The organism is Pseudomonas lundensis (assembly GCF_001042985.1).
In the GTDB taxonomy this organism is placed as follows: Bacteria; Pseudomonadota; Gammaproteobacteria; order Pseudomonadales; family Pseudomonadaceae; genus Aquipseudomonas; species Aquipseudomonas lundensis.
Genome location: NZ_JYKY01000012.1, coordinates 64,082 through 85,124, shown reverse-complemented (window position 1 = coordinate 85,124; position 21,043 = coordinate 64,082). Strand labels below are relative to the sequence as shown.

General features: G+C 61.0%; 18 protein-coding genes. 3 read left to right on the top strand and 15 right to left on the bottom strand.

What is annotated here, in order from left to right:
• Window positions 1-107: 107 nt before the first annotated feature.
• The gene (gene ppc / locus TU74_RS11945) at window positions 108-2,738 is read right to left on the bottom strand and encodes a phosphoenolpyruvate carboxylase (protein ID WP_047295149.1); all 2,631 of its coding nucleotides are present in this window, start codon (window positions 2,736-2,738) and stop codon (window positions 108-110) included.
• Window positions 2,739-3,154: 416 nt separating this feature from the next.
• On the opposite strand from ppc, the gene TU74_RS11940 reads away from it, so the two are divergent.
• Complete coding sequence (locus TU74_RS11940; protein WP_047277262.1) at window positions 3,155-3,568, top strand: DUF4398 domain-containing protein; 414 nt, start codon at window positions 3,155-3,157, stop codon at window positions 3,566-3,568.
• Between the two features lie 63 nt (window positions 3,569-3,631).
• Window positions 3,632-4,411 carry a lipotoxin F family OmpA-related lipoprotein LptF gene (lptF, locus tag TU74_RS11935; RefSeq protein ID WP_047277264.1) on the top strand — a complete coding sequence of 260 codons (780 nt, stop codon included), beginning with the start codon at window positions 3,632-3,634 and terminating at the stop codon, window positions 4,409-4,411.
• 79 nt (window positions 4,412-4,490) lie between these two features.
• Here lptF and TU74_RS11930 read toward each other — a convergent pair whose 3' ends face one another.
• From TU74_RS11930 to prfB, 7 genes are all read right to left on the bottom strand, one after another.
• Window positions 4,491-4,817, bottom strand: coding sequence for a PA3694 family proteiin (locus TU74_RS11930; RefSeq protein ID WP_047277265.1), 327 nt, complete (start codon window positions 4,815-4,817; stop codon window positions 4,491-4,493).
• Window positions 4,814-5,728, bottom strand: coding sequence for an alpha/beta hydrolase (locus TU74_RS11925; RefSeq protein ID WP_048376677.1), 915 nt, complete (start codon window positions 5,726-5,728; stop codon window positions 4,814-4,816). The genes TU74_RS11930 and TU74_RS11925 overlap by 4 nt, the downstream gene beginning before the upstream one ends.
• Before the next feature lie 84 nt (window positions 5,729-5,812).
• A complete protein-coding gene (locus TU74_RS11920) occupies window positions 5,813-7,090 on the bottom strand; it encodes a flavohemoglobin expression-modulating QEGLA motif protein (RefSeq protein ID WP_047295153.1) in 1,278 nt (425 codons plus the stop codon).
• A gap of 23 nt (window positions 7,091-7,113) precedes the next feature.
• Window positions 7,114-7,662 carry a hypothetical protein gene (locus TU74_RS11915; protein ID WP_047277269.1) on the bottom strand — a complete coding sequence of 183 codons (549 nt, stop codon included), beginning with the start codon at window positions 7,660-7,662 and terminating at the stop codon, window positions 7,114-7,116.
• A 12-nt stretch (window positions 7,663-7,674) separates the two neighbouring features.
• A complete protein-coding gene (locus tag TU74_RS11910; RefSeq protein ID WP_047277271.1) occupies window positions 7,675-8,391 on the bottom strand; it encodes a TetR/AcrR family transcriptional regulator in 717 nt (238 codons plus the stop codon).
• A gap of 105 nt (window positions 8,392-8,496) precedes the next feature.
• Window positions 8,497-9,999 (bottom strand): lysine--tRNA ligase, encoded by a 1,503-nt coding sequence (gene lysS / locus TU74_RS11905; RefSeq protein ID WP_047295159.1) that lies wholly within the window; start codon window positions 9,997-9,999, stop codon window positions 8,497-8,499.
• A gap of 114 nt (window positions 10,000-10,113) precedes the next feature.
• Window positions 10,114-11,209 (bottom strand): peptide chain release factor 2 gene (prfB, locus tag TU74_RS11900; protein ID WP_099421580.1). Its coding sequence is split into 2 segments (ribosomal slippage): window positions 10,114-11,136 and window positions 11,138-11,209, totalling 1,095 coding nucleotides; the frame shifts between segments, so codons are not numbered across the junction.
• 327 nt (window positions 11,210-11,536) lie between these two features.
• On the opposite strand from prfB, the gene TU74_RS11895 reads away from it, so the two are divergent.
• Entirely contained in the window at window positions 11,537-12,325 is a 789-nt protein-coding gene (locus TU74_RS11895) for a class I SAM-dependent methyltransferase (RefSeq protein WP_048376638.1), read from the top strand.
• 126 nt (window positions 12,326-12,451) lie between these two features.
• Here TU74_RS11895 and TU74_RS11890 read toward each other — a convergent pair whose 3' ends face one another.
• Genes TU74_RS11890 through TU74_RS11860 form a run of 7 tightly spaced genes read right to left on the bottom strand, consistent with a single transcriptional unit; the run spans window position 12,452 to window position 20,901 of the window.
• Window positions 12,452-13,453: a response regulator gene (locus TU74_RS11890; RefSeq protein ID WP_047277277.1), complete on the bottom strand. Its 1,002-nt coding sequence runs from the start codon at window positions 13,451-13,453 to the stop codon at window positions 12,452-12,454.
• Window positions 13,454-13,505: 52 nt separating this feature from the next.
• Window positions 13,506-14,519 (bottom strand): chemotaxis response regulator protein-glutamate methylesterase, encoded by a 1,014-nt coding sequence (gene cheB / locus TU74_RS11885; RefSeq protein WP_048376635.1) that lies wholly within the window; start codon window positions 14,517-14,519, stop codon window positions 13,506-13,508.
• Window positions 14,516-16,813, bottom strand: coding sequence for a hybrid sensor histidine kinase/response regulator (locus TU74_RS11880; protein WP_048376634.1), 2,298 nt, complete (start codon window positions 16,811-16,813; stop codon window positions 14,516-14,518). Before TU74_RS11880 ends, cheB begins: the two co-directional genes overlap by 4 nt.
• Window positions 16,810-17,496 (bottom strand): chemotaxis protein CheW, encoded by a 687-nt coding sequence (locus TU74_RS11875; RefSeq protein WP_048376629.1) that lies wholly within the window; start codon window positions 17,494-17,496, stop codon window positions 16,810-16,812. Before TU74_RS11875 ends, TU74_RS11880 begins: the two co-directional genes overlap by 4 nt.
• Window positions 17,493-18,767 (bottom strand): CheR family methyltransferase, encoded by a 1,275-nt coding sequence (locus tag TU74_RS11870; protein WP_048376627.1) that lies wholly within the window; start codon window positions 18,765-18,767, stop codon window positions 17,493-17,495. The genes TU74_RS11875 and TU74_RS11870 overlap by 4 nt, the downstream gene beginning before the upstream one ends.
• Complete coding sequence (locus TU74_RS11865) at window positions 18,764-19,279, bottom strand: chemotaxis protein CheW (RefSeq protein WP_048376625.1); 516 nt, start codon at window positions 19,277-19,279, stop codon at window positions 18,764-18,766. Before TU74_RS11865 ends, TU74_RS11870 begins: the two co-directional genes overlap by 4 nt.
• Complete coding sequence (locus tag TU74_RS11860) at window positions 19,279-20,901, bottom strand: methyl-accepting chemotaxis protein (protein WP_048376623.1); 1,623 nt, start codon at window positions 20,899-20,901, stop codon at window positions 19,279-19,281. Before TU74_RS11860 ends, TU74_RS11865 begins: the two co-directional genes overlap by 1 nt.
• Window positions 20,902-21,043 lie beyond the last annotated feature (142 nt).

Sequence of the window (21,043 nt, the reverse complement as noted above, 5' to 3'; positions counted from 1 at the left end):
GTCACAGGTCGCCACCTCACAATAAAGTGTCGCGCCCCGGAGGCCATTGCAGAAGATCGGTCCTCTGCCGCACACACCGGGGCACGCTAACTGAACCGGCTTTTTTTCTAGCCGGTGTTACGCAAGCCCGCCGCAATTCCGGCCACAGTGACCAACAATGCTTGTTCCAGAGGGCTATCTTGCGTGGCTTCCTGGCGTCGCGAACGCGCCAGCAATTCGGCCTGCAACAGGTGCAGCGGGTCGAGGTAGGTGTTACGCAAGCGTATGAATTCCAAGGTTTCAGGGCTGTGCGCCATGAGTTGCGACTGCCCGGTCAAACCCAATACCACCTCACACGCCTGCGACAATAAGTCGCGCAAGTGCGCACCCAACGGCAGCAGCTCAGGCGCCACCAGACGCTCGTCATATAGCCGTGCAATGTCGGCGTCGGCCTTGGCCAGCACCATTTCGAGCATGTCAATGCGGGTGCGGAAGAACGGCCACTGCTCGCGCATCTGCGCCAACTGCTCGCCTTCACCGCGCGCCAGCGCATGGTTGAGTGCGGTTTCCCAGCCCAGCCAGGCGGGCAGCATCAGGCGCGTTTGTGTCCAGCCGAAAATCCACGGAATGGCTCGCAGGCTTTCAATGCCGCCCGCACGCCGTTTGGCGGGCCGACTGCCCAACGGCAAACGCCCCAGTTCCTGTTCCGGGGTGGACTGGCGAAAATATTCAACGAACTGCGGGTTGTCGCGCACCACCGCGCGATAAGCCTTCACCCCGTCGGCGGCCAGTTCATCCATCAGCACACGCCAACCCGGTTCAGGCAACGGTGGCGGCAGCAAAGTGGCTTCCAGCACGGCGGCCAGGTACAGGTTGAGGTTTTGCTCGGCAATGTCGGGCAGGCCAAATTTGAAGCGGATCATCTCGCCCTGCTCCGTGGTGCGGAAGCGACCCGCCACCGAGCCCGGCGGCTGCGACAGAATCGCCGCGTGGGCCGGTCCGCCGCCGCGCCCCACCGTGCCGCCACGGCCATGGAACAACAGCAATTCGACCTGTTGCTCGCGGCAAATGTTGACCAGTGTTTCTTGTGCCCGGTACTGCGCCCAGGCCGCTGCCGTGGTGCCCGCGTCCTTGGCCGAGTCGGAATAACCGATCATCACTTCCTGCGGGCCGTGCAGCCGCGAACGGTAGCCGGGTAGCAGCAACAGCCGCTCTATGACGGGGCCGGCATTGTCCAGGTCCGCCAGGGTTTCGAACAACGGCACCACCCGCATCGGGCGCTCCAGGCCCGCCTCTTTAAGAAGCAACTGCACCGCCAGCACGTCCGAGGCCGCACCGGCCATCGAGATCACATACGAGCCCAGCGAAGCCCCCGGCGCCGCGGCCACTTCCTTGCACGTGGCCAGCACTTCGGCGGTCTGCGCACCCGGCTTGAAATAGCTGGGCAACAAGGGCCGACGGTTGGCCAGTTCACGAATCAGGAACGTCAGGCGCGTGTCTTCATCCCAGTCTTCGTACCGCCCAAGCCCCAGATAATCGGTGATTTCAGTCATCGCTGACGCATGCAGGGCCGCATCCTGTCGCACGTCAAGGCGCACCAGAAACAACCCGAACGTCACGGCGCGGCGCAGGAAATCCAGTAACGGGCCGTCTGCGATCACGCCCATGCCGCACGCGTGCAGCGACTGATAACACAGCTGCAACGGGGCCAGCAGATCGTGGTTGTCTTGGAGCACGCCCTCAGGCGCCGGTTGGTTGGCGGTCAACGACCCGTGTGCCCAATGACGGGTGACGCGCAGGCGATCGCGCAGTTGTTTGAGCACGGCGCGATAGGGCTCGGCGCTGTCCCCCGCTGCGGCCAGCAAGGCGGGGGTGGCCTGTTGCATCGACAAGTCGGCGGCCAGTTTATCGAGGTCACGCAAGTACAAATCAGCGGCCATCCAGCGCGCCAGCAGCAATACTTCGCGGGTCACACTGGCCGTGACATTCGGGTTGCCATCACGGTCCCCGCCCATCCACGAGGCAAAACGGATCGGCGCGGCCTCCAGCGGCAGATGCAGGCCAGTGGCCGCGTGCAAGGCTTCGTCGGCCTTGCGCATCATGTTCGGCACGGCGTGCCACAGCGAATGCTCGATGACCGCAAACCCCCACTTGGCTTCATCAACCGGCGTAGGGCGCGTGCGGCGAATTTCTTCGGTGTGCCACGCTTCGGCAATCAGCCGTTGCAGGCGCTGCTCGATGTGGGATTTTTCACTGCGGGTGAGGTCGCGATGATCTTGCGCGGCCAGTTGCGCAGCGATCGCATCGTATTTTTGAATCAGCGTGCGGCGCGTCACCTCAGTCGGGTGCGCCGTGAGCACCAGTTCGATGTGCAGCGTGCTGACCTGCCGCGCCAGCGATTCAGGGCTGTGCCCTTCGGCCAGCAAGCGTTCGAGCAAGGTGGGCAAGACCAGGGCTTCAAAGGGTTCGGGCTGCCCCTCTTCGCGGCGATGAATGAGTTCGTACTGTTCAGCAATATTGGCCAGGTTCAAGAACTGGTTGAAGGCGCGGGCCACCGGCAGCACTTCATCGTCGCTCAAGTCCCCCAGAATCGTGCTCAACTCTTCGCCCGTGGTGCCACGGCGGTCGTCCTTGGCGCCCTGCCGAATACGTTCGATCTTGGCGAGAAACGCTTCGCCGTACTGGTCACGGATCGTATTCCCCAACAGTTCACCCAACAGGTGAACGTCATCGCGCAAGCGTGCATCAATATCGGTCATCAGCAATTTCTCCAGCGGTATCCGGGGACAGCTCCTGCCCCAAGAGTGCGTCGCAAGCGTCATCTGTGGCAAGCCGCAAGCCGGATAAAAATAGTCGTAGGCTGACGCGTTTCAGCACCACTGCCGCGATGGCACTTTAATAGCTCCTTGGGCCGAGCAAACCCTTGCTCCCGCTCGCGCACGCTCTAAATCGGGGCTCTGGCCAAGGTACTGCCCCTCAGAAATAACTGACTGAGCAGTCACAAGTTTTTAGGCAATTTGCCACCTTTTTTTTTGAACTATTCAAAAATCGCTTCGGTCACACCCAGTAACCATCACTGCCGGGGCAGGGAAATCAACACTCCGGGTGACATCACAGGCAATCCTGTTTGACGCCACTGACGTGATGGAATTTGAAGTTTTTCAGGAGTTACCTAATGGAGTTGAAGACCATGATGACCCGCACTGTCAAAACCACCTCACCTCGCCTGCGCGGGCTAAAACTGGCTGCGCTGGCAATCGGTACCAGCTTCGTTCTGGCCGGTTGTGCAGGCAACCCACCGACGGAGCAGTACGCGGTGACTCAATCGGCGGTGAACAACGCCGTGAGCGCTGGCGGCACTGAATACGCCCCGGTTGAAATGAAGGCCGCGCAAGACAAGCTCAAGCAAGCCGAACTGGCCATGCACGACAAGAACTACAAGGACGCCAAGCGTCTGGCTGAACAAGCCGAGTGGGACGCTCGTGTCGCAGAGCGCAAAGCCCAGGCCGCCAAAGCCGAGAAGGCCGCTCAGGATGCTCAGAAAGCCGTTCAGCAACTGCGTCAGGAAGGCATGCGCCCGCTGCAGTAAGTCGCCTCTTTTGACTGCGGCTGACGACACAGCATTCCTCATCGATTGAAAGGACTAAATATTATGCGCAATACCGTACTGATCCCTGCCCTGTTGGCTCTAAGCGTTGGCCTGGCGGCGTGCTCGCACCAGCCAAACGTAAACCTGGAAAATGCCAAGACTAACTTCTCGGCACTGCAAACCAACCCTGAAGCGACCAAAGTCGCGGCGCTGGAAACCAAAGACGCCAGCGAGTGGCTGGACAAAGCCCAGAAGGCTTACCTGGACAAAGAAGACGAGTCCACGGTTGACCAACTGGCTTACCTGACCAACCAGCGCGTTGAAGTGGCCAAGCAAACCATCGCGTTGCGCACCGCTGAAAACCAGATCAAAAACGCTGGCTCCGACCGTGCCCAGGCACTGCTGGATGCCCGTGATGCACAAATCAAGCAACTGCGTGGCCTGAACGCCAAGCAAACCGAGCGCGGTACGCTGGTCACCTTCGGCGACGTGCTGTTTGATTTCGATCAGGCCAGCCTGAAAGCCAACAGCCGTGACAGCATCACCACGCTGGCCAACTACCTGATCAAAAACCCGGATCGCAAAGTGATCGTTGAAGGCTACACCGACAGCAAAGGGTCGGCGGCTTACAACCAGGGCCTGTCCGAGCGTCGCGCCAATGCGGTTAAAAACGCACTGGTACGTGCCGGTGTCGATCCTTCGCGCATCGTCGCTCAGGGTTATGGCAAGGAATACCCGGTGGCCAGCAACGCCACCAACTCTGGCCGCGCCCAGAACCGTCGCGTTGAAGTGACCATCTCCAACGACAACCAGCCAGTCGCGCCGCGTTCGTCGATGCAGTAAGTCTGTACGCGTAAAAACAAAAGCCCCGCCTGAGTGATCAGGCGGGGCTTTTTGCTGCGCGTTCGGGAGCGTTGCGACGTTACTGTTGCAGTTTCGGGGTTTCCTGGCCCATGCAGTGAACGGCTTGCTTCTTGTTGTTCACCAGCACGCCGGTCAGGCCTTTTTGCTCGGTGTCGAACAGCACGATGATACCGTCCACGCACTGGGCGACCTGATTGGCCGGGGTCAGGGAAATTTTGTAGTCTTCGCCGGGGACGGTCTTGAGCATGGTGAAGTCGTTGAGCAGCAAGGCGTCTTGCGGCTTGGCGAAATGCAGGTAGCCGTAGTACCACAGGGCCCCGACGGTGCCGATGATGGTGCAAATACCGGTAATGATCAGCGGGATGGCGTTACGTTCTTCACTCATGGTTGGCTCTCTGGTTCAACGTTTTTCGAATTCGGGGGGGCGGGGTAGTTGGGGATTTCCCCCAGGCGCCTCACGCCCGTGAAATGTTGCGGGTCTTGCAGGTAGCGCAGCATGACCTCGCGCCAGATCGGGTCGGCAAAGGTCTGCACATGCCCGCCACGGGTCAATTGCAACACCTTGGGCGGCGGCGCAGCTTGATACAGTCGGATGCCATTGGAAAGCGGCACGACCGGATCGTCCACGCTGTGGAAGATCAACAGCGGCACCGGCCCCATGTTCGCGATGGCATACAAGGCGCTGTCCGCGTCCGGCACCAGCCAGGACAGCGGCACTTGCAAAGGCCAGGTCAGCCAGGACGTGCTCAGGGCAAATTGACCCACCTCGCGGTAGCTGGCGGGCACCCCGTCGAGCACCATCGCCGTGATGCGCTGGCGTTGCTGCGGGTGCTCACTCAGGTAATGAACCCCCATCGCGCCGCCCAGGCTCTGCCCCAGCACAATCAGCGGCAGGCCTTTGACCGACGGCTCCTTTTGCAGCCAGTCGAACGCCGCGTCGATGTCTTGATACACCTCAGGCAACCGGGGTGCGCCTTGTGACAATCCGTAACCGCGGTAGTCGATCATCAGCACCTGATAGCCCTGCGCGGGCAGCCAGGCCGTGGCGCCCAAGTGGTAAGCGAGGTTGCCGCCGTTGCCGTGCAGGTGCAGCAGCGTGCCTTTGAGCGGTACGCCCGGCGCGGCGGGCAGCCACCAGCCGTGCAGCCGTGTACCGTCAGCGGCGGTCAGCGTCACATCGCGGTAGTCCAGACCCGCCGCCGTCGGTGTGATCGGCTGGCCGGGTTCCGGATAAAACAACAGGGAGCTGCATCCGCCGAGTGCCAGCAGCAGGCAGCATGCAGCCAGGGTTTTGATCAAACAAGCCACCATGTGTGAAAGGTTGCACCTCGCGGCGCAGTCGCGGTCGAGGCCCCAGCGGCCCTGAATCCGCTGACAGGGTTACAAGATGTTGGAGTAATCGGCTTCGATCCGGTCCAGGCTCAAGTGGTTGAGGAAGTTGGAGAAGCACATCCAGGCGGCCAGCGCATTCATGTCACGGAACTGCTCCGGCAGGTACTTGGGCGCGACCACCAGGCCTTCATCGACCAGTTGGCGCAAGGTGCGCATGTCTTCCAGCGTGGTTTTGCCACAAAACAGCAGCGGCACTTGTTCCAGCTTGCCTTTACGTACGGCCAGCTGAATGTAGTTGTAAACCATGATGAAGCCCTTGAGGTAGGACAAGTCTTTGGTAAATGGCAGGCCATTGGGCACCGAACCACGGAAAACCCGACTCGCATTGCCATAGCTTTCCGGCATTTCAAAGCCTTGCTCACGGAAGAACTCATACACCTGCATGAAGTCCGCGCCCTCCTCCACCATATGAATGGCGCGGGTGCGATTGGTCAGTTTGCGCAGGCGGCTGGGGTAGGAAGCAAACGTGATGATCTCCATCAGGATGGCCAGCCCTTCCTGGGTGACCGTCGAGGATGGCGGGCCTTTGGCCAGAAACGTACAGATCGGCTGGTTCAGGCCGTTGAGCGTTGTGCCCACATGCACCAGCCCTTCGTGGACTTCAAGCGCACGCACGTCGCGGTGGTTGAACATCGCATCGGTGCGGATCTTGATGTAATCGGCACCCGCCGCCGCGTCCGCGACGATGCCGTCGGACTCAAACACCCGGATGGTTTCCTCGGCCTCGCCAAACACCTTGTTCAGCCGCGTTTGCAACAGATGAACGGCGTCTTTGGCGGTGAGGGTTTTCGCTTCGTCCTTGAGCGCGCCACGGTCGTCGATGTTGTCCAGGTAATCGGACATCATCAACCCCAGGTCGGCCAGCGTCGGGTCGCCCGCATGAAACGCATCGGACGCGGCGCCATACAGCTCTTGCGAGATCAGCCCGAAGTCTTCGGTGCCGCGCGCTTCGAGCATGCGCACCACCATGCGGTATTCCTTGCACATGCGGCGCATGATTTGCCCGACGGGGTTGAACTGCCCCAACTGGCGGGTGATGTCGCGCTCGATGTTCTGAAATTCGAGCTTCACCGCGCCCGAATCGAAGGACAACGGCCGCCCCAGGTAATAATCCCGATCCACCGCCGGCATTTGTTTACCCTTGGCCTTGAGAAAGCCCTGACGGATGCTGTCGTCCCACTTCACCGCATCCAGCACGCGGATCGGGGTCTGGGCCAGCACGATGCGGTCTGACAATGTGCGAATCGTGCGTTGGTAATCGTCCACCCGGTGCTCCTTGAAAAAGGCGGTTACTTGGCCGCGCGCTGATAGCGGGCGGTTTCGACAAAGACGTCGGAATTCGCCGGGTCATCCAGATAAGCAAAGACTGTAGACGATGGGCTGTCGATCTGAACGCCTGCGCCTTCGGCGGTTTCAACCGTGTCGCCGGCCAGCGCCGACTGACCGATGGCCTGACGGATTTGCTCAAGGTCCAGTTCGTAGATCACCAGCTCGCCGCCGTCGGTCAATTCAAACCCGTTCAGCGTGAAATTACCGCCCAGCCGAGCCGGTATGGCGGCCGACGCGTACCAGCGGCTGCCGTGTTTGGCGACGATGAACCGATAACGTTGACGCGCCTTGGGTTCGCCCTTGGGGTACACCTCGGCCTGATAGTGGGTTTTATCGATGGCGCTGATGCTCAGGCGTCGCGCCTGCCCCCAGGCGTCCTTGCTGGTCCATTTGCCGAGCAAGGCCTGAGGCGCCGTTTGAGCCACCAGCGGCGCTTCCTTGAACGTGACCAGGCACCCGTTCAACAGTAAAAACGACACCGCCAACAGCATTACGCGCCAACCTTTCATGCCTGCATCCTTCTATAGAGCGGCCAACACCAAGTGCATGTAGCGCGTAAGGAGAGCGAGCCGTTGTGCATCGGCTGCTGGCTGCGCGCCATTAAGTAGGGCCTGATATTCCATCCGACCGATAATCGCCGTCAAGACATTGGCATCGTGCTGCGGCTGTTTGGAGCCCAGCACCTGGAAGATCTGACACGTGCCCTGCAGAAAAATCTGCTCGTGGGCGCGCACCAGCACCGCCAGCCGCGGGTTAAGCAGCGCGGCCTGATGGAACGCCTGCTCGGCGCGCAACTGATCGCGACGGGTCACCAACTGGTGCTCCACGTAGTGGGCGGTCATGGCGGCAATCTCGTCAGCCAGTTGTGAACGTGACTGCGGGCTGCCGTCTCCGTACGCCACCAGCTCGCGCAGCTTGCCTTCCGTGCTTTGCCATAACTTGGCCATAAAGGCGGCACTGCGTTCGACGTACTGCGCAAAGGTGTCGTTGATCAGGTCATCGATGTCCTTGAAGTAATACGTGGTGGCCGAAAGCGGCACCCCGGCTTCGGCGGCGACTGCCCGATGCCGGACGCCGCGTACACCGTCGCGCACCACGATACGCATGGCCGCATCCAGAATCAGTTGCCGCCGCTGTTCACTGCCATGGCGACTGGCTTTGCGGCCCTGGTATTGAACACTCTCGGCCACCGCCGTGGCGACGTCGACGGCACCCGTTTGAGCCTTGGGCAGGTTCACGCATGTTTCCCTATATTGAGGACCTTAAGTCGGGTGGTTACGGCAAGCCCCTGTTCGACAGGCAATAAAAAGCCGCCCTTGGCGGCGGCTTTTTATTCAGCAGCGTTACGCTTGCGGGCGCATGTGCGGGAACAGGATCACGTCGCGGATCGACGGGGAGTTGGTCAGCAGCATCACCAGACGGTCGATGCCGATGCCTTCACCGGCCGTTGGCGGCATGCCGTACTCCAGCGCACGCACGAAGTCGGCGTCGTAGTGCATGGCTTCGTCGTCACCGGCGTCTTTGTCAGCCACTTGTGCCATGAAGCGTTCTGCCTGGTCTTGCGCGTCGTTCAACTCGGAGTAGGCGTTGGCGATTTCACGGCCACCGATGAACAGCTCGAAACGGTCAGTCACGTTCGGGTTTTCATCGTTGCGACGGGCCAGCGGCGACACTTCGAACGGGTACTGGGTGATGAAGTGCGGCTGCTCCAGCTTGTGCTCGACCAGCTCTTCGAAAATCATCACCTGCAGCTTGCCCAGGCCTTCGAAGCCCAGCACCTTGGCGCCGGCCTTTTTGGCGATGGCACGGGCCTTGTCGATGTCGTTCAGGTCGTCAGCGGTCAACTCAGGGTTGTACTTGAGGATCGAGTCGAACACCGACAGACGCACAAACGGCTCGCCGAAGTGGAACACCTTGTCGCCGTACGGCACGTCAGTGCTGCCCAGAACCAGCTGCGCCAGCTCGCGGAACAGCTCTTCGGTGAGGTCCATGTTGTCTTCGTAGTCGGCGTACGCCTGGTAGAACTCAAGCATGGTGAATTCAGGGTTGTGGCGCGTCGAAACCCCTTCGTTACGGAAGTTGCGGTTGATTTCGAAGACTTTCTCGAAGCCGCCCACGACCAGACGCTTGAGGTACAGCTCAGGCGCGATACGCAGGAACATTTCCATGTCCAGCGCGTTGTGGTGGGTTTCAAACGGCTTGGCTGCCGCGCCGCCCGGAATGGTCTGCAACATCGGCGTTTCAACTTCAAGGAAGTCGCGCGCCATCAGGAAGTTGCGGATGTGGGCGATGACTTGCGAACGCACACGGAAGGTGTGGCGCACGTCTTCGTTGACGATCAGGTCAACGTAACGCTGGCGATAGCGCTGCTCGGTGTCGGTCAGGCCGTGGTGCTTGTCGGGCAGCGGACGCAAGGATTTGGTCAGCAGGCGCACGTGGGTCATTTCAACGTACAGGTCGCCTTTGCCGGAGCGGGCCAGGGTGCCTTCGGCGGCGATGATGTCGCCCAGGTCCCAGGTTTTGACTTCGGCCAGGGTTTCTTCCGGCAGGGTCTTGCGGTTGACATAGACCTGGATGCGCCCGGTCATGTCCTGAATCACCATGAACGAACCACGGTTAAGCATGATGCGACCCGCAACCTTGACCGGGATGGCGGCTTCAGCCAGCTCTTCCTTGGTCGCTTCGGCGTACTTCTTCTGCAGGTCGGCGCAGTAGCTGTCACGACGGAAATCGTTCGGGAAGGCGTTGCCTTTGGCGCGCTCGGCAGCAAGTTTTTCCTTGCGCAGGGCGATCAGGGCGTTTTCTTCCTGTTGCAAATCTTGCGGGTCGAGTTGTTGGTCGCTCATGTTTTAAAAATTCCATCACAGGTTCGTTGCCCCCGCCTTGCGGCAGGGGGAAGCGGGCTTCGGCGCGCCCTCAAGGCATCGCGTCAGCGGCGCACTTTACGTTTGTTGCGCGACTTACAGCCCTTGTTTCAGGCTGGCCACCAGGTATTCGTCGATGTCGCCGTCGAGCACTTTGTCGCAGTCACTGCGCTCGATGTTGGTACGCAAATCCTTGATGCGCGACGCGTCAAGTACGTACGAGCGGATCTGGTGACCCCAGCCGATGTCGGACTTGGTGTCTTCCAGCGCCTGGGAAGCGGCGTTGCGCTTCTGGATTTCCTGCTCGTAAAGACGCGCCCGCAACATTTTCATCGCGGTGTCTTTGTTTGCGTGCTGGGAACGTTCGTTCTGGCAGCTCACCACGGTGTTGGTCGGAACGTGGGTAATACGCACGGCCGAGTCAGTGGTGTTTACGTGCTGACCACCCGCACCGGAGGAGCGGTAAGTGTCGATCCGCAGGTCCGAGGGGTTGATGTCGATTTCGATGTTGTCGTCGATTTCCGGCGAAACGAACACGGCCGAGAACGAGGTATGACGACGGTTGCCCGAGTCGTACGGGCTTTTGCGAACCAGACGATGGACGCCGATCTCGGTGCGCAGCCAGCCAAAGGCGTATTCGCCCTTGATGTGCACGGTCGCACCTTTGATCCCGGCCACTTCACCGGCGGACAATTCCATGATGGTGGCCTCGAAGCCGCGCTTGTCGGCCCAACGCAAATACATCCGCAACAGGATATTGGCCCAGTCTTGCGCTTCGGTGCCGCCAGAGCCTGCCTGAATGTCCAGGTAAGCGTTGTTGGCGTCCATCTCACCGCTGAACATGCGGCGGAATTCGAGTTTTTCAAGGGACTCGCGCAGGCGTTCGACTTCAGCCGACACGTCATCTACAGCGGCCTGGTCTTCTTCCTCGGCGGCCATCAGCAGCAGGTCCTTGGCATCGGCCAGGCCCGTGTGCATCTCGTCGAGGGTTTCTACAATTTGCGCCAACAGGGAGCGCTCGCGCCCCAGTTCCTGGGCGTACGAAGGGTTGTTCCAGACACTCGGATCTTCAAGCTCGCGATTGACTTCGGTCAGACGCTCATGCTTTTGATCGTAGTCAAAGATACCCCCGAATGGTTTCGGAGCGCTCTGACAGGTCCTTGATGCTGTTAAGGATTGGGTTGATTTCCATGGCTGGCGGCACTCGTAGGCGATTTTTACAAAGCCAAAGAGTATACCGAAAATATACCGTTACAGCAGCCCGCCCAGCGGTGGAATGCAGGCCATTTGCCGCAGCCTGCCGGGGTTATCGCCCTCTGCAATCCCCCTGCCCGTTCAAACCTCATCGCAACGTTGCTTAGGAATAGTTACCCGATTTAAGGGAAATGGACTACACGCCCGCGCATTGCACATCAAACCCGGCTCGCTATACCTAAAACATGACCGCCCCGAACACACACGGCCTGCCCATTGGCCCCCGCACGGGCTGATCCTGCGACCTACCCCCAGGAGCATGACCATGAACAACCCGAGGCCCAGCCCGCAGGGCTTTCAACGCAATTCAAGGCATGTAAAAAAGCGCAGCCTCGAACTGCTGCTGTCGTTCGCCACGCCGCAGGGCAATGTGCTGGACATCGGCTGCGGCACAGGCAACAGCCTGTTGTTTGTGGACGCCAACAATATCGAGCAATACGTCGGCATCGATCACTCCAAAGACAAGATTGCCTACGCCAATCTGGTGCATGCCGCGCCCAACGTGCGCTTTATCGTCAGCGATTTTCTGGCGTGCAACCTTGACCGCTTGCCGGTGTTCGACGCCGTGGTGTGTGCCGGTTGCCTGCAAGGCTTCATGCCCCACGAACAAGCGGCGATCGACAAACTGTCGGCCGCCGTCAAACCGGGCGGTCATGTGTTTTTATCCTGCGCGTTCGACTTCGATTACTTACCCGATGAGCGCTTCATTCAGGAGCGGGCGCTGATGGAGATTCGCCATCAATACCCGTGCATCGGCGAACCCGTGGTGTTTGATGATTTCCGGCTCAGCCGCCCAGCCCTGCTGGACACATTGAGCGACTTTGAAATCATCCGTTCACAGCGCATTGAAGAAACCGTCGAATTCGAGAACCTCAATGACTTCCGGGACTGGCACTGGGGCGCGAGCGCGAAGGTGCGCAACCAGTTTGACGAAACCATCCGCGAACTGGCCATCACGGACTACTACCAGAAGCTCTACGCCCACTATTGCGTGGGCCGCTACAAAACGGCGTACTCCACGGGCCTGCTGCTGCTCAAGAAAAAAAGCCCTTGAACGCATACCCACGGTGCAGCCGCTGAACAGGCACGCGACTGCGCGACCGGATCAACGCTTTGCACAGCCCGTGTGCGACCGCGAACGGGCTTACCCCCGTGAAGCCGCCGCGCAAGAGCGGGAGCCTTATTCGATTCCGACCTGATTACGCCCGTTGTTTTTGGCCAGGTACAGGCCTTTGTCGGCCGCCGAAATCAAGTCGCGGCAGTTGCCGCTGTGCTGCGGGGTCATGGTAGACAGGCCGATGCTGATGGTCAGGCTGCTGCCATCGGCCGGTGAAATGTGCGGGATTTTCAGCGCCGCCACCGCTTGACGCAGCTTTTCAGCCACCAGCCGCGCACCACCCTGAGAGGTGTTGGGCAATACAATCGCAAACTCCTCCCCGCCGTAACGCGCTGGCAGGTCAGAAGGCCGGCAGCTGGCATCACGGATCGAGGCCGCCACTTTGCGCAGGGCTTCGTCACCGTCCAGATGACCAAAGGTGTCGTTGTAAGACTTGAAGTAGTCCACGTCGATCATCAATAACGACAGCTGGGTTTGCTCACGCAGGGCCCGGCGCCATTCCAGCTCCAGGTACTCGTCGAAATGGCGGCGGTTGGACAGCCCGGTCAGGCCGTCAGAGTTCATCAGGCGCTGCAACACCAGATTGGTGTCCAACAGTTGTTGCTGGCTGACCCGCAGCGCTCGGTAAGCGGCATCGCGCTGCAACAGGGTCATGTAGGAGCGCGAGTGATAGCGAATGCGGGCCACCAGCTCAATGTTGTCCGGCAATTTCACCAGGTAGTCGTTGGCCCCGGCCGCAAAGGCCGCACTCTTGATCAACGGGTCTTCTTTGGTCGACAACACGATGATCGGGATGTCTTTGGTGGCCGGGTGGTTGCGGTATTCGCGCACCAGCGTCAAACCATCGAGCCCCGGCATGACCAGGTCTTGCAAGATCACCGTCGGCTTGATGCGAATGGCCTGGGCAATGGCATCGTGCGGGTCGGCGCAAAAGTGAAAGTCGATGTTCTGCTCAAGGGCCAAGCCCCGGCGCACGGCTTCGCCAATCATCGCCTGATCGTCCACCAGCAATACCATGGCGGCGTTTTCGTCAGTTTTGACGTCGTCCATCTGCAAGTCATTCATGCGCGTTCACCTGAATTACCACCTTCAAGCCAGTCCTGCCGGGTTGTGTCATTCATGTATGAAAGATCTCCAGCAAGCGTGGCGCAATCGTGTCCAAGGGTCGAATTTCAACAGCCGCATCAATTGCCGCTGCCGCTTTGGGCATGCCGTATACCGAACTGCTGTGCTGGTCTTGGGCGATGGTCAGAAACCCCTGCTGGCGCATGAGTTTGAGCCCCTGCGCGCCATCGCGACCCATGCCGGTCAACAATACGCCCACGGCCTCACCGTCCCAGTACCGGGCCACACTCTCGAAAAACACATCAATCGAGGGCCGATAAATTTCGTTCACCGGCTCGGCGGTGTAAGCCAGCGTGCCGTTTTTTAACAACCGAATGTGATGATTGGTCCCGGCCAACAGGACCGTACCGGCCTGGGGCGTTTCGCCATCACGGGCCAGCCGGACATTCACCCCGCACGAGCTGCTCAGCCATTCGGCCATCCCGGCGGCGAACACCTGGTCCACGTGCTGCACCAGCACAATGGCCGCCTGAAACGAGCGCGGCAGGCCTTTGAGCAGGGTTTCCAGCGCCGCGGGGCCGCCCGCCGACGAGCCGATGGCCACTAACCTGCGCTGTTCCAGGGATTTGCGCGGCAGGTTCTCGACGGGATGCACCCGTTTCGGGGGCTGCTGGCCCATCAACCAGCCAATGTTCATGATCTTGCGCAACAACGGCGCTGCTGCTTCCTTGGCATCGCCCGCGCCCAAAGCGGGCGTATCGACCACGTCCAGCGCGCCAAAGCCCATGGCTTCGAACACGCGGTGCACATTTTGCTGACGGTCGACCGTGACGATCACAATCGCACACGGGCTTTCCGCCATGATCCGGCGCGTGGCCTCCACGCCATCCATGACCGGCATGATGAGGTCCATCAAGATCAGGTCCGGCGTGTCCTCGGCGCACAGGCGCACGGCTTCTTCGCCGTTCCCCGCCACCCACACCAACTGATGCTTGGGCTCGAATGCCAACGCCCGGCGCAAGGCCTCTACCGCCAGGGGCATGTCGTTGACGATGGCAATTCTCATGTCTGGGCTCCTCCAATGAGCTCAACCACTGCATCAAGCAGCGCATCGTCATGGAAACTGGCTTTCGCTAAATAATAGTCGGCCCCTGCATCCAGGCCGCGCCGACGGTCTTCTTCACGGTCTTTATAGGACACCACCATCACCGGCATCGATTGCAGCCGGTTGTCGCGCCGCAACAGGGTGACCAGTTCGATGCCGTCCATGCGCGGCATGTCGATATCGGTAATCAGCAAATCGAAATGCTCGGCGCGCAGCGCGTTCCAGCCATCCATGCCGTCCACCGCGACCGCCACCTCATAACCGCGATTGAGCAACAACTTGCGTTGCAGCTCGCGCACGGTGAGCGAGTCGTCGACCACCAGAATACGTTTACGCGCCACCTCGGCGGTGTGCCGGTTACGCCGGTCGATGCGCTCCAGACGCCCGGTGTTAAGCAGCTTGTCGACCGAACGCAGCATGTCTTCGACGTCCACAATCAGCACCGGCGAGCCATCATCGAGCAGCGCCCCGGCCGAAATGTCCTGCACCTTGCCCAAGCGCGGGTCCAGAGGCAATACCACTAAAGTGCGCTCCCCGATAAACCGCTCAACCGCCACGCCGTAGACCGCCTCGCGCTCACGAATGACCACCACCTTGAGGGTGTCGTCATCGTTCTGGCCGGGCGGACGTTGCAGCAACTGGCTGGCGGCCACCAGGCCCACGTGCTGCCCTTCGTGCCAGAAGTGCTGGCGGCCTTCGACCTGCACGATGTCGTCAGGCGCCAGATCGCGCATGCGTTCGATGTGCGCCAGCGGAAAGGCATAGGCTTCGCCGCCGACTTCCACCACCAGGCTGCGCACCACCGACAGGGTGAGCGGGACTTCCAGATGGAAACGACTGCCCTGCCCGCTGACCTGCTCCAGCACAATCGAGCCACGCAGCAGGCGCACCATGTGCTGCACCGCATCCAGCCCGACACCGCGCCCGGACACCTCGGTCACGGTGTCGCGCAGGCTGAAGCCCGGCAGGAACAAAAACGTCAGCAGTTCTTCTTCACTCAACTGCGCGGCCGTGGCCTCGGTGGACAGTTGGCGCTGCACGATGGAGCGGCGCAAACGCTCAAGGTCGACGCCGCCGCCGTCATCGCTCAACTCCACCACCAGCAGCCCGGCCTGATGCGAGGCGCGCAAGCGAATCTCCCCTTCGGCCGGCTTGCCAGCGCGCAAACGCTGCTCAGGGGGTTCAATGCCGTGGTCCACCGCGTTACGCAACAGGTGCATCAGGGGCGCTTCGAGCTTTTCCAGCACGTCGCGGTCCACCTGGGTTTTCTCGCCTTCAATTTCCAGACGGATCTGTTTGCCCAGGCTGCGCCCCAGATCACGCACCATGCGCTCTTGCCCGGCCAGCACATCCGCGAACGGACGCATGCGGCACGCCAGCGCCGTGTCATACAGCAACTGCGCACGCTGGCTGGTCTGCCAGCCAAACTCGTCCAGTTGAGCGGTCTGCTCACTGAGCACGTGCTGCGACTCGGCCAATAAACGCCGCGCCTCGGCCAGCGCCTCTTCGGCCTCAGGGGTGAGCGTCAGCATCTTGAGCTGATCGCCCAAATGGTCCAACGCCCGCAAACTGGTGTTTTGCATGCGTTTGAGGCGCTGCATCGTGGCGAGGTAAGGCTTGAGCCGCTGGGTTTCCACCAGCGACTTGCTCGACAAGTCCAGCAGACTGTTAAGGCGCTCGGCGGTGACGCGCAACACCCGCTCACCCCCTTCAGTCAGGCGTTGCGGGCGACGCGCCGGTTCTGCCGCCGGCTCGGGCAACGGCGCCAGCTCGACCGGCGCAGGCGCCTCAGGCACCACGGGCTCAGGCGCAAGCAGCAGTTGCGACACATCAAACGGCGGTGGCGCCACCCGTGCCGTCGGGGCAGAAGGCTCGACCAGCCGGTTCATCAAGGCCACGTAGGCCTCGATGTCGGCCGAGGTGACCGTATTGCCCGGCGTCGCAATGCGCATCAGCAAATCAGTGCCCTGCAACAAGGCATCAATGTGCTCGGGTTGCAGGTACAAGCGCCCTTCCTGCGCGCTGACCAGGCAATCTTCCATGACATGGGAAACGCTGACCCCGGCCTCGACCCCGACAATCCTCGCCGCGCCCTTGAGCGAGTGGGCCGCGCGCATGCAGGCTTCCAACTGATCGGCCTGGGTCGGGTTACGCTCCAGCGCCAGCAAACCGGCATTGAGCACTTGGGTCTGGGCTTCGGCCTCCAGACTGAACAACTCCAGCAACGAGGCGTCGCGCATTTGCTCGGGGGTCATGTGAGGCTCCGGGTAATCGCGCCGAGCAACTGCTCTTCATCCAGCCAGCGCAGGCTGCGGGTTTTCCAGTGCAAGACACCCCGGGTGAAAACGGCGCTGGTGTGTTCACCCGACAACGACGCGGTATTGAGCACACGCTCTTCAATGTTGTGAATGCCATCGACCTCGTCCACCGGCACCACCACCGGCCCACCGGGCGCGGCCACAATCAGCATGCGCGGCATCACCCGCTGCGCGGGCGTGACACTCACCGTCGGGTCCAGCCCCAGCAGCTCGACCAGCGACAGGCAGGGCACCAGCGCGCCGCGCACATTGGCCACGCCCATCAGGGCCCGGGAGCGTTGGTGCGGCAGCGAGTGAATCGACTGCAAAGGCGCAACTTCATCCAGGCAACGGGTCGCCAGGGCCAGCCATTCGCCGCCCATGCGAAACACCACCAGCGAACGGGTCGCGTGGGCGTGCTCAAGATCCTGCGGCGCAGCAAAGTCCTGCTCGTCCTGCACAAAGGCATAGCGATCGAGCAAACGCGTGGCCGCCGCCGCATACACCGAACAATTACGGCAATGAATGTGTGCTGGCAGCAGCGGGCAGGATTTATCGCCGTACACGCCAATGCGGTTCCAGCAATCATCAATCGTCTGGGCTTCGGTGTGGATCAAACTCTGGGCGGACAGACCGTTCATGATTTGCGCTCACTGTGAAGGGCCCGCTCATTGCGCGCAGCCCGGGCCTGCAAACGCTGAGCGCCTGCCACATCGCCCTGCGAGGCCAGCAGTGCCGCCAGATGCGCCAGCGCCTCGGCATGTTGGGGTTGCAGGTACAACGCCTTGCGATAAAAGCCTTGGGCCTGTGCGGTCTGGCCTTCGACATCGCTGAGCAGGCCCAGCCAATAAAACACCTGAGCCTGCGGCCCATGCTGCTGCAACGCCTGTTCGCACAAGGCGCGGGCTTCACGGCTTTTGCCTTCATTGGCCAACTGCGCAATGGTCTCCAGCACCCCGCGCGGCGCCTCGTCGGGCACACGCGCGACCTGAGCCGGCGGCGGGGGCGGTGTGTGAGGGCGCGCCGCAAACGGGCGACTGACCGGCGCCATCGGCAGCGGCAAGGGTTTGACCGGCGCTGTACGCTCAACCGGCCTCGGCAACACGGCGGGCGGTTCATGGCTGTGACAAAAGGCGAAGGATTGCGGGGCGTTGATCGAACGCATGCCCAGCCCGTTGAGCAAACTGCCCTCAGCCGGGCCGATGAACAGCACCCCGTCAAGGCGCGTCATACGCTTGAGGGCGTCGAGCGCCTGCTGTTGGGTTTTGAGGTCGAAATAAATCAACAAGTTGCGGCAAAACACAAAATCATAAGGCGGCTGACTCGCCGTCAGGGCCGGGTCCAGCACATTGCCGACCTTAAACTCGATCTGCTCACGCACCCGCGCCGACACGTGATACCCGTCGGCTTCGAGGGTGAAATGCCGCTCGCGAAAACCGATGTCCTGGCCGCGAAACGAATTCTTGCCATACACCGCACGCTGGGCGCGCTGAATCGAAAGCGGGCTGATATCCAGCGCCTCGACCCTGAACTGGTGCGCGGCAAACCCGGCGTCAAACATCGCCATCGCTATCGAATACGGCTCTTCGCCGGTCGAACACGGCAGGCTCAACAGACGCAACACCCGCGGGGCCGTTTGCGCGGCCAGCCGCTCGCGGGCCAGGCGACCCAGCGTGGCAAATGATTCGGGGTAACGGAAAAACCAGGTCTCGGGCACGATCACCGACTCGATCAGCGCCTGCTGCTCGTCGGCCGAGGCATTGAGCCGCTGCCAATACTCATCGTGATCCTGCATGTTCAGCGCGGTGCAGCGCTGACGCACCGCCCGCTCAATAATCGCCGGGCCCACCGACGCCACATCCAGCCCGATGCGCCGTTTCAGAAAATCGAAAAACCGTTGATCGGCACTCATGGGCGGGCCTGCCGGGTCAGGTCAACGTGCTGTTCAGGGAACAACAACCCGCGCACGGCAGGCGTCAACAGGTCATCCACACGAATCCACTGCAACAGGCCATCCTTGTCTTTACGCACCGGCCCCAAATACGGCGCCTCGCGGTTATCCAGCCCGTATGGCTGAAAATCCGCCGTCTCACAACGCAGGGTTTCACTGGCCTGCTCCAGCACCAGGCCCAGCAAGTGACCGTGATGGCGCACCAACACCAAACGCGTGCTGGTGCGGGCCACGGCGCTCTGGCCGAAGGTCATGGCACTGACATCAATCACCGGCACCATCTGCCCGCGATGAGCAAACACCCCGGCCACCCACGCCGGTGCATGGGCAATGGGCTTGAGCGGCAAACGCGGCAACACTTCCACCACGTCCACCGCTTGCAGGGCATAGCGTTCGGTGCCGATAAAAAACACCAGAAACAGGCATTGCTTCGACGCCTTGACGGCTTCGCGCGGCGCGAGAGGCACGCTCATCAGACTTTAAAACGCGAAACGCCGCTGCGCAGCCCGACCGCCACCTGACTCAATTCATCGATGGCAAAGCTGGCCTGACGCAGGGACTCAACGGTCTGGCTACTGGCATCCCCCAATTGCACCAACGCGTGGTTAATCTGCTCAGCGCCGGTGGCCTGGGCCTGCATGCCTTCGTTGACCATCAACACCCGCGGCGCCAGCGCCTGCACCTGATGGATGATCTGCGACAACTGCTCGCCCACCTGCTGCACCTCGGACATACCACGGCGCACCTCTTCGGAGAACTTGTCCATGCCCATCACACCGGCCGACACCGCCGACTGAATCTCGCGCACCATCTGCTCGATGTCATACGTGGCCACGGCCGTCTGATCCGCCAAACGACGAACCTCGGTGGCGACCACGGCAAACCCGCGCCCGTATTCACCGGCCTTCTCGGCCTCAATCGCGGCGTTGAGCGACAGCAGGTTGGTCTGATCGGCCACCTTCACAATGGTCACTACCACCTGATTAATATTGCCGGCCTTCTCATTGAGAATCGCCAACTTGGCGTTCACCAGATCGGCGGCGCCCATGACCGAGTGCATGGTGTCTTCCATGCGCGCCAGCCCTTGTTGGCCGGAACCGGCCAGAATCGACGCCTGATCGGCGGCCGACGTGACCTCCGTCATGGTGCGCACCAGATCCCGAGACGTGGCCGCGATTTCGCGGGACGTGGCGCCGATTTCCGTGGTGGTGGCGGCGGTTTCGGTAGCGGTGGCCTGTTGCTGCTTGGACGTGGCGGCAATCTCGGTCACCGAGGTGGTGACCTGCACCGAAGAACGCTGCGCCTGCGACACCAGCGCCGTCAGCTCGGCCATCATGTCGTTGAAGCCAGTTTCGACGGCCCCGAACTCATCTTTACGCTCAAGGTTCAGCCGCTTGCTCAAATCCCCGGAGCGCATGACCTCAAGGATCGAGACAATGCGCTGCATTGGCGACATGATCGAGCGCAGCAACAAAAAGCCCAACAGCCCCGCCGCCAGCACCGCAATGGCCAGCGAAATCAACATACTGGCCTTAGCCGTCAGCACCGCATCGGAGATGTTGTTACTGGCCCGGATCGCGGCGTTCTGGTTGTCCTGAATCACCTTATTGAGCTGCACCCGACCGGCGCTCCAGTCGGGGGTCAATTGCGCGTTCAACACCGTGCGGGCCTGGGGCATGTCGTTCTTTTCAAACAGCGCGAGAACCGTATTCAGCGACTGGTCGTATTTTTTATGCAGCGCGACAAACTCTTCATACAACGTCTCATCCCCGTCACCGCTGATGGTGGCGCGATAGCCGGCGAGTTCGTTGGCCAGGCGGGTTTCGTAAGAGGTGTAGAGCGCTTGTTCGTCCTTGCTCAGGGGACGGCCCTCGCCTTCATTCATCAGGTGCAGGGTTTGCACGTAACTGTCGACCCACGCGCTGCGGATCATGGAGCTGTGGTACAGGCCCGGGATCGAGTCGGTGCGGACTTTGTCTTCGCTGGTTTCGATTTTGACCAAGCGTGAATACGCCGCGACGATCATCAACAGCATGATGGCAATGATTACGGCAAGGCTCGCCAAGATGCGTTGGCGTAACGTCCAGTTCTTCACAGTCGATCCTCGGGGTGCCGTTGAAATGAGGGGGAGTATAGCCGAGGGTAAGGGAGGATTCGTACGGGGTTTGAGACCGATCTCACATGGATCAGTTAAAAAAACGTACACAGGGTTACATCCCGAACGGATGAGCGAAGCA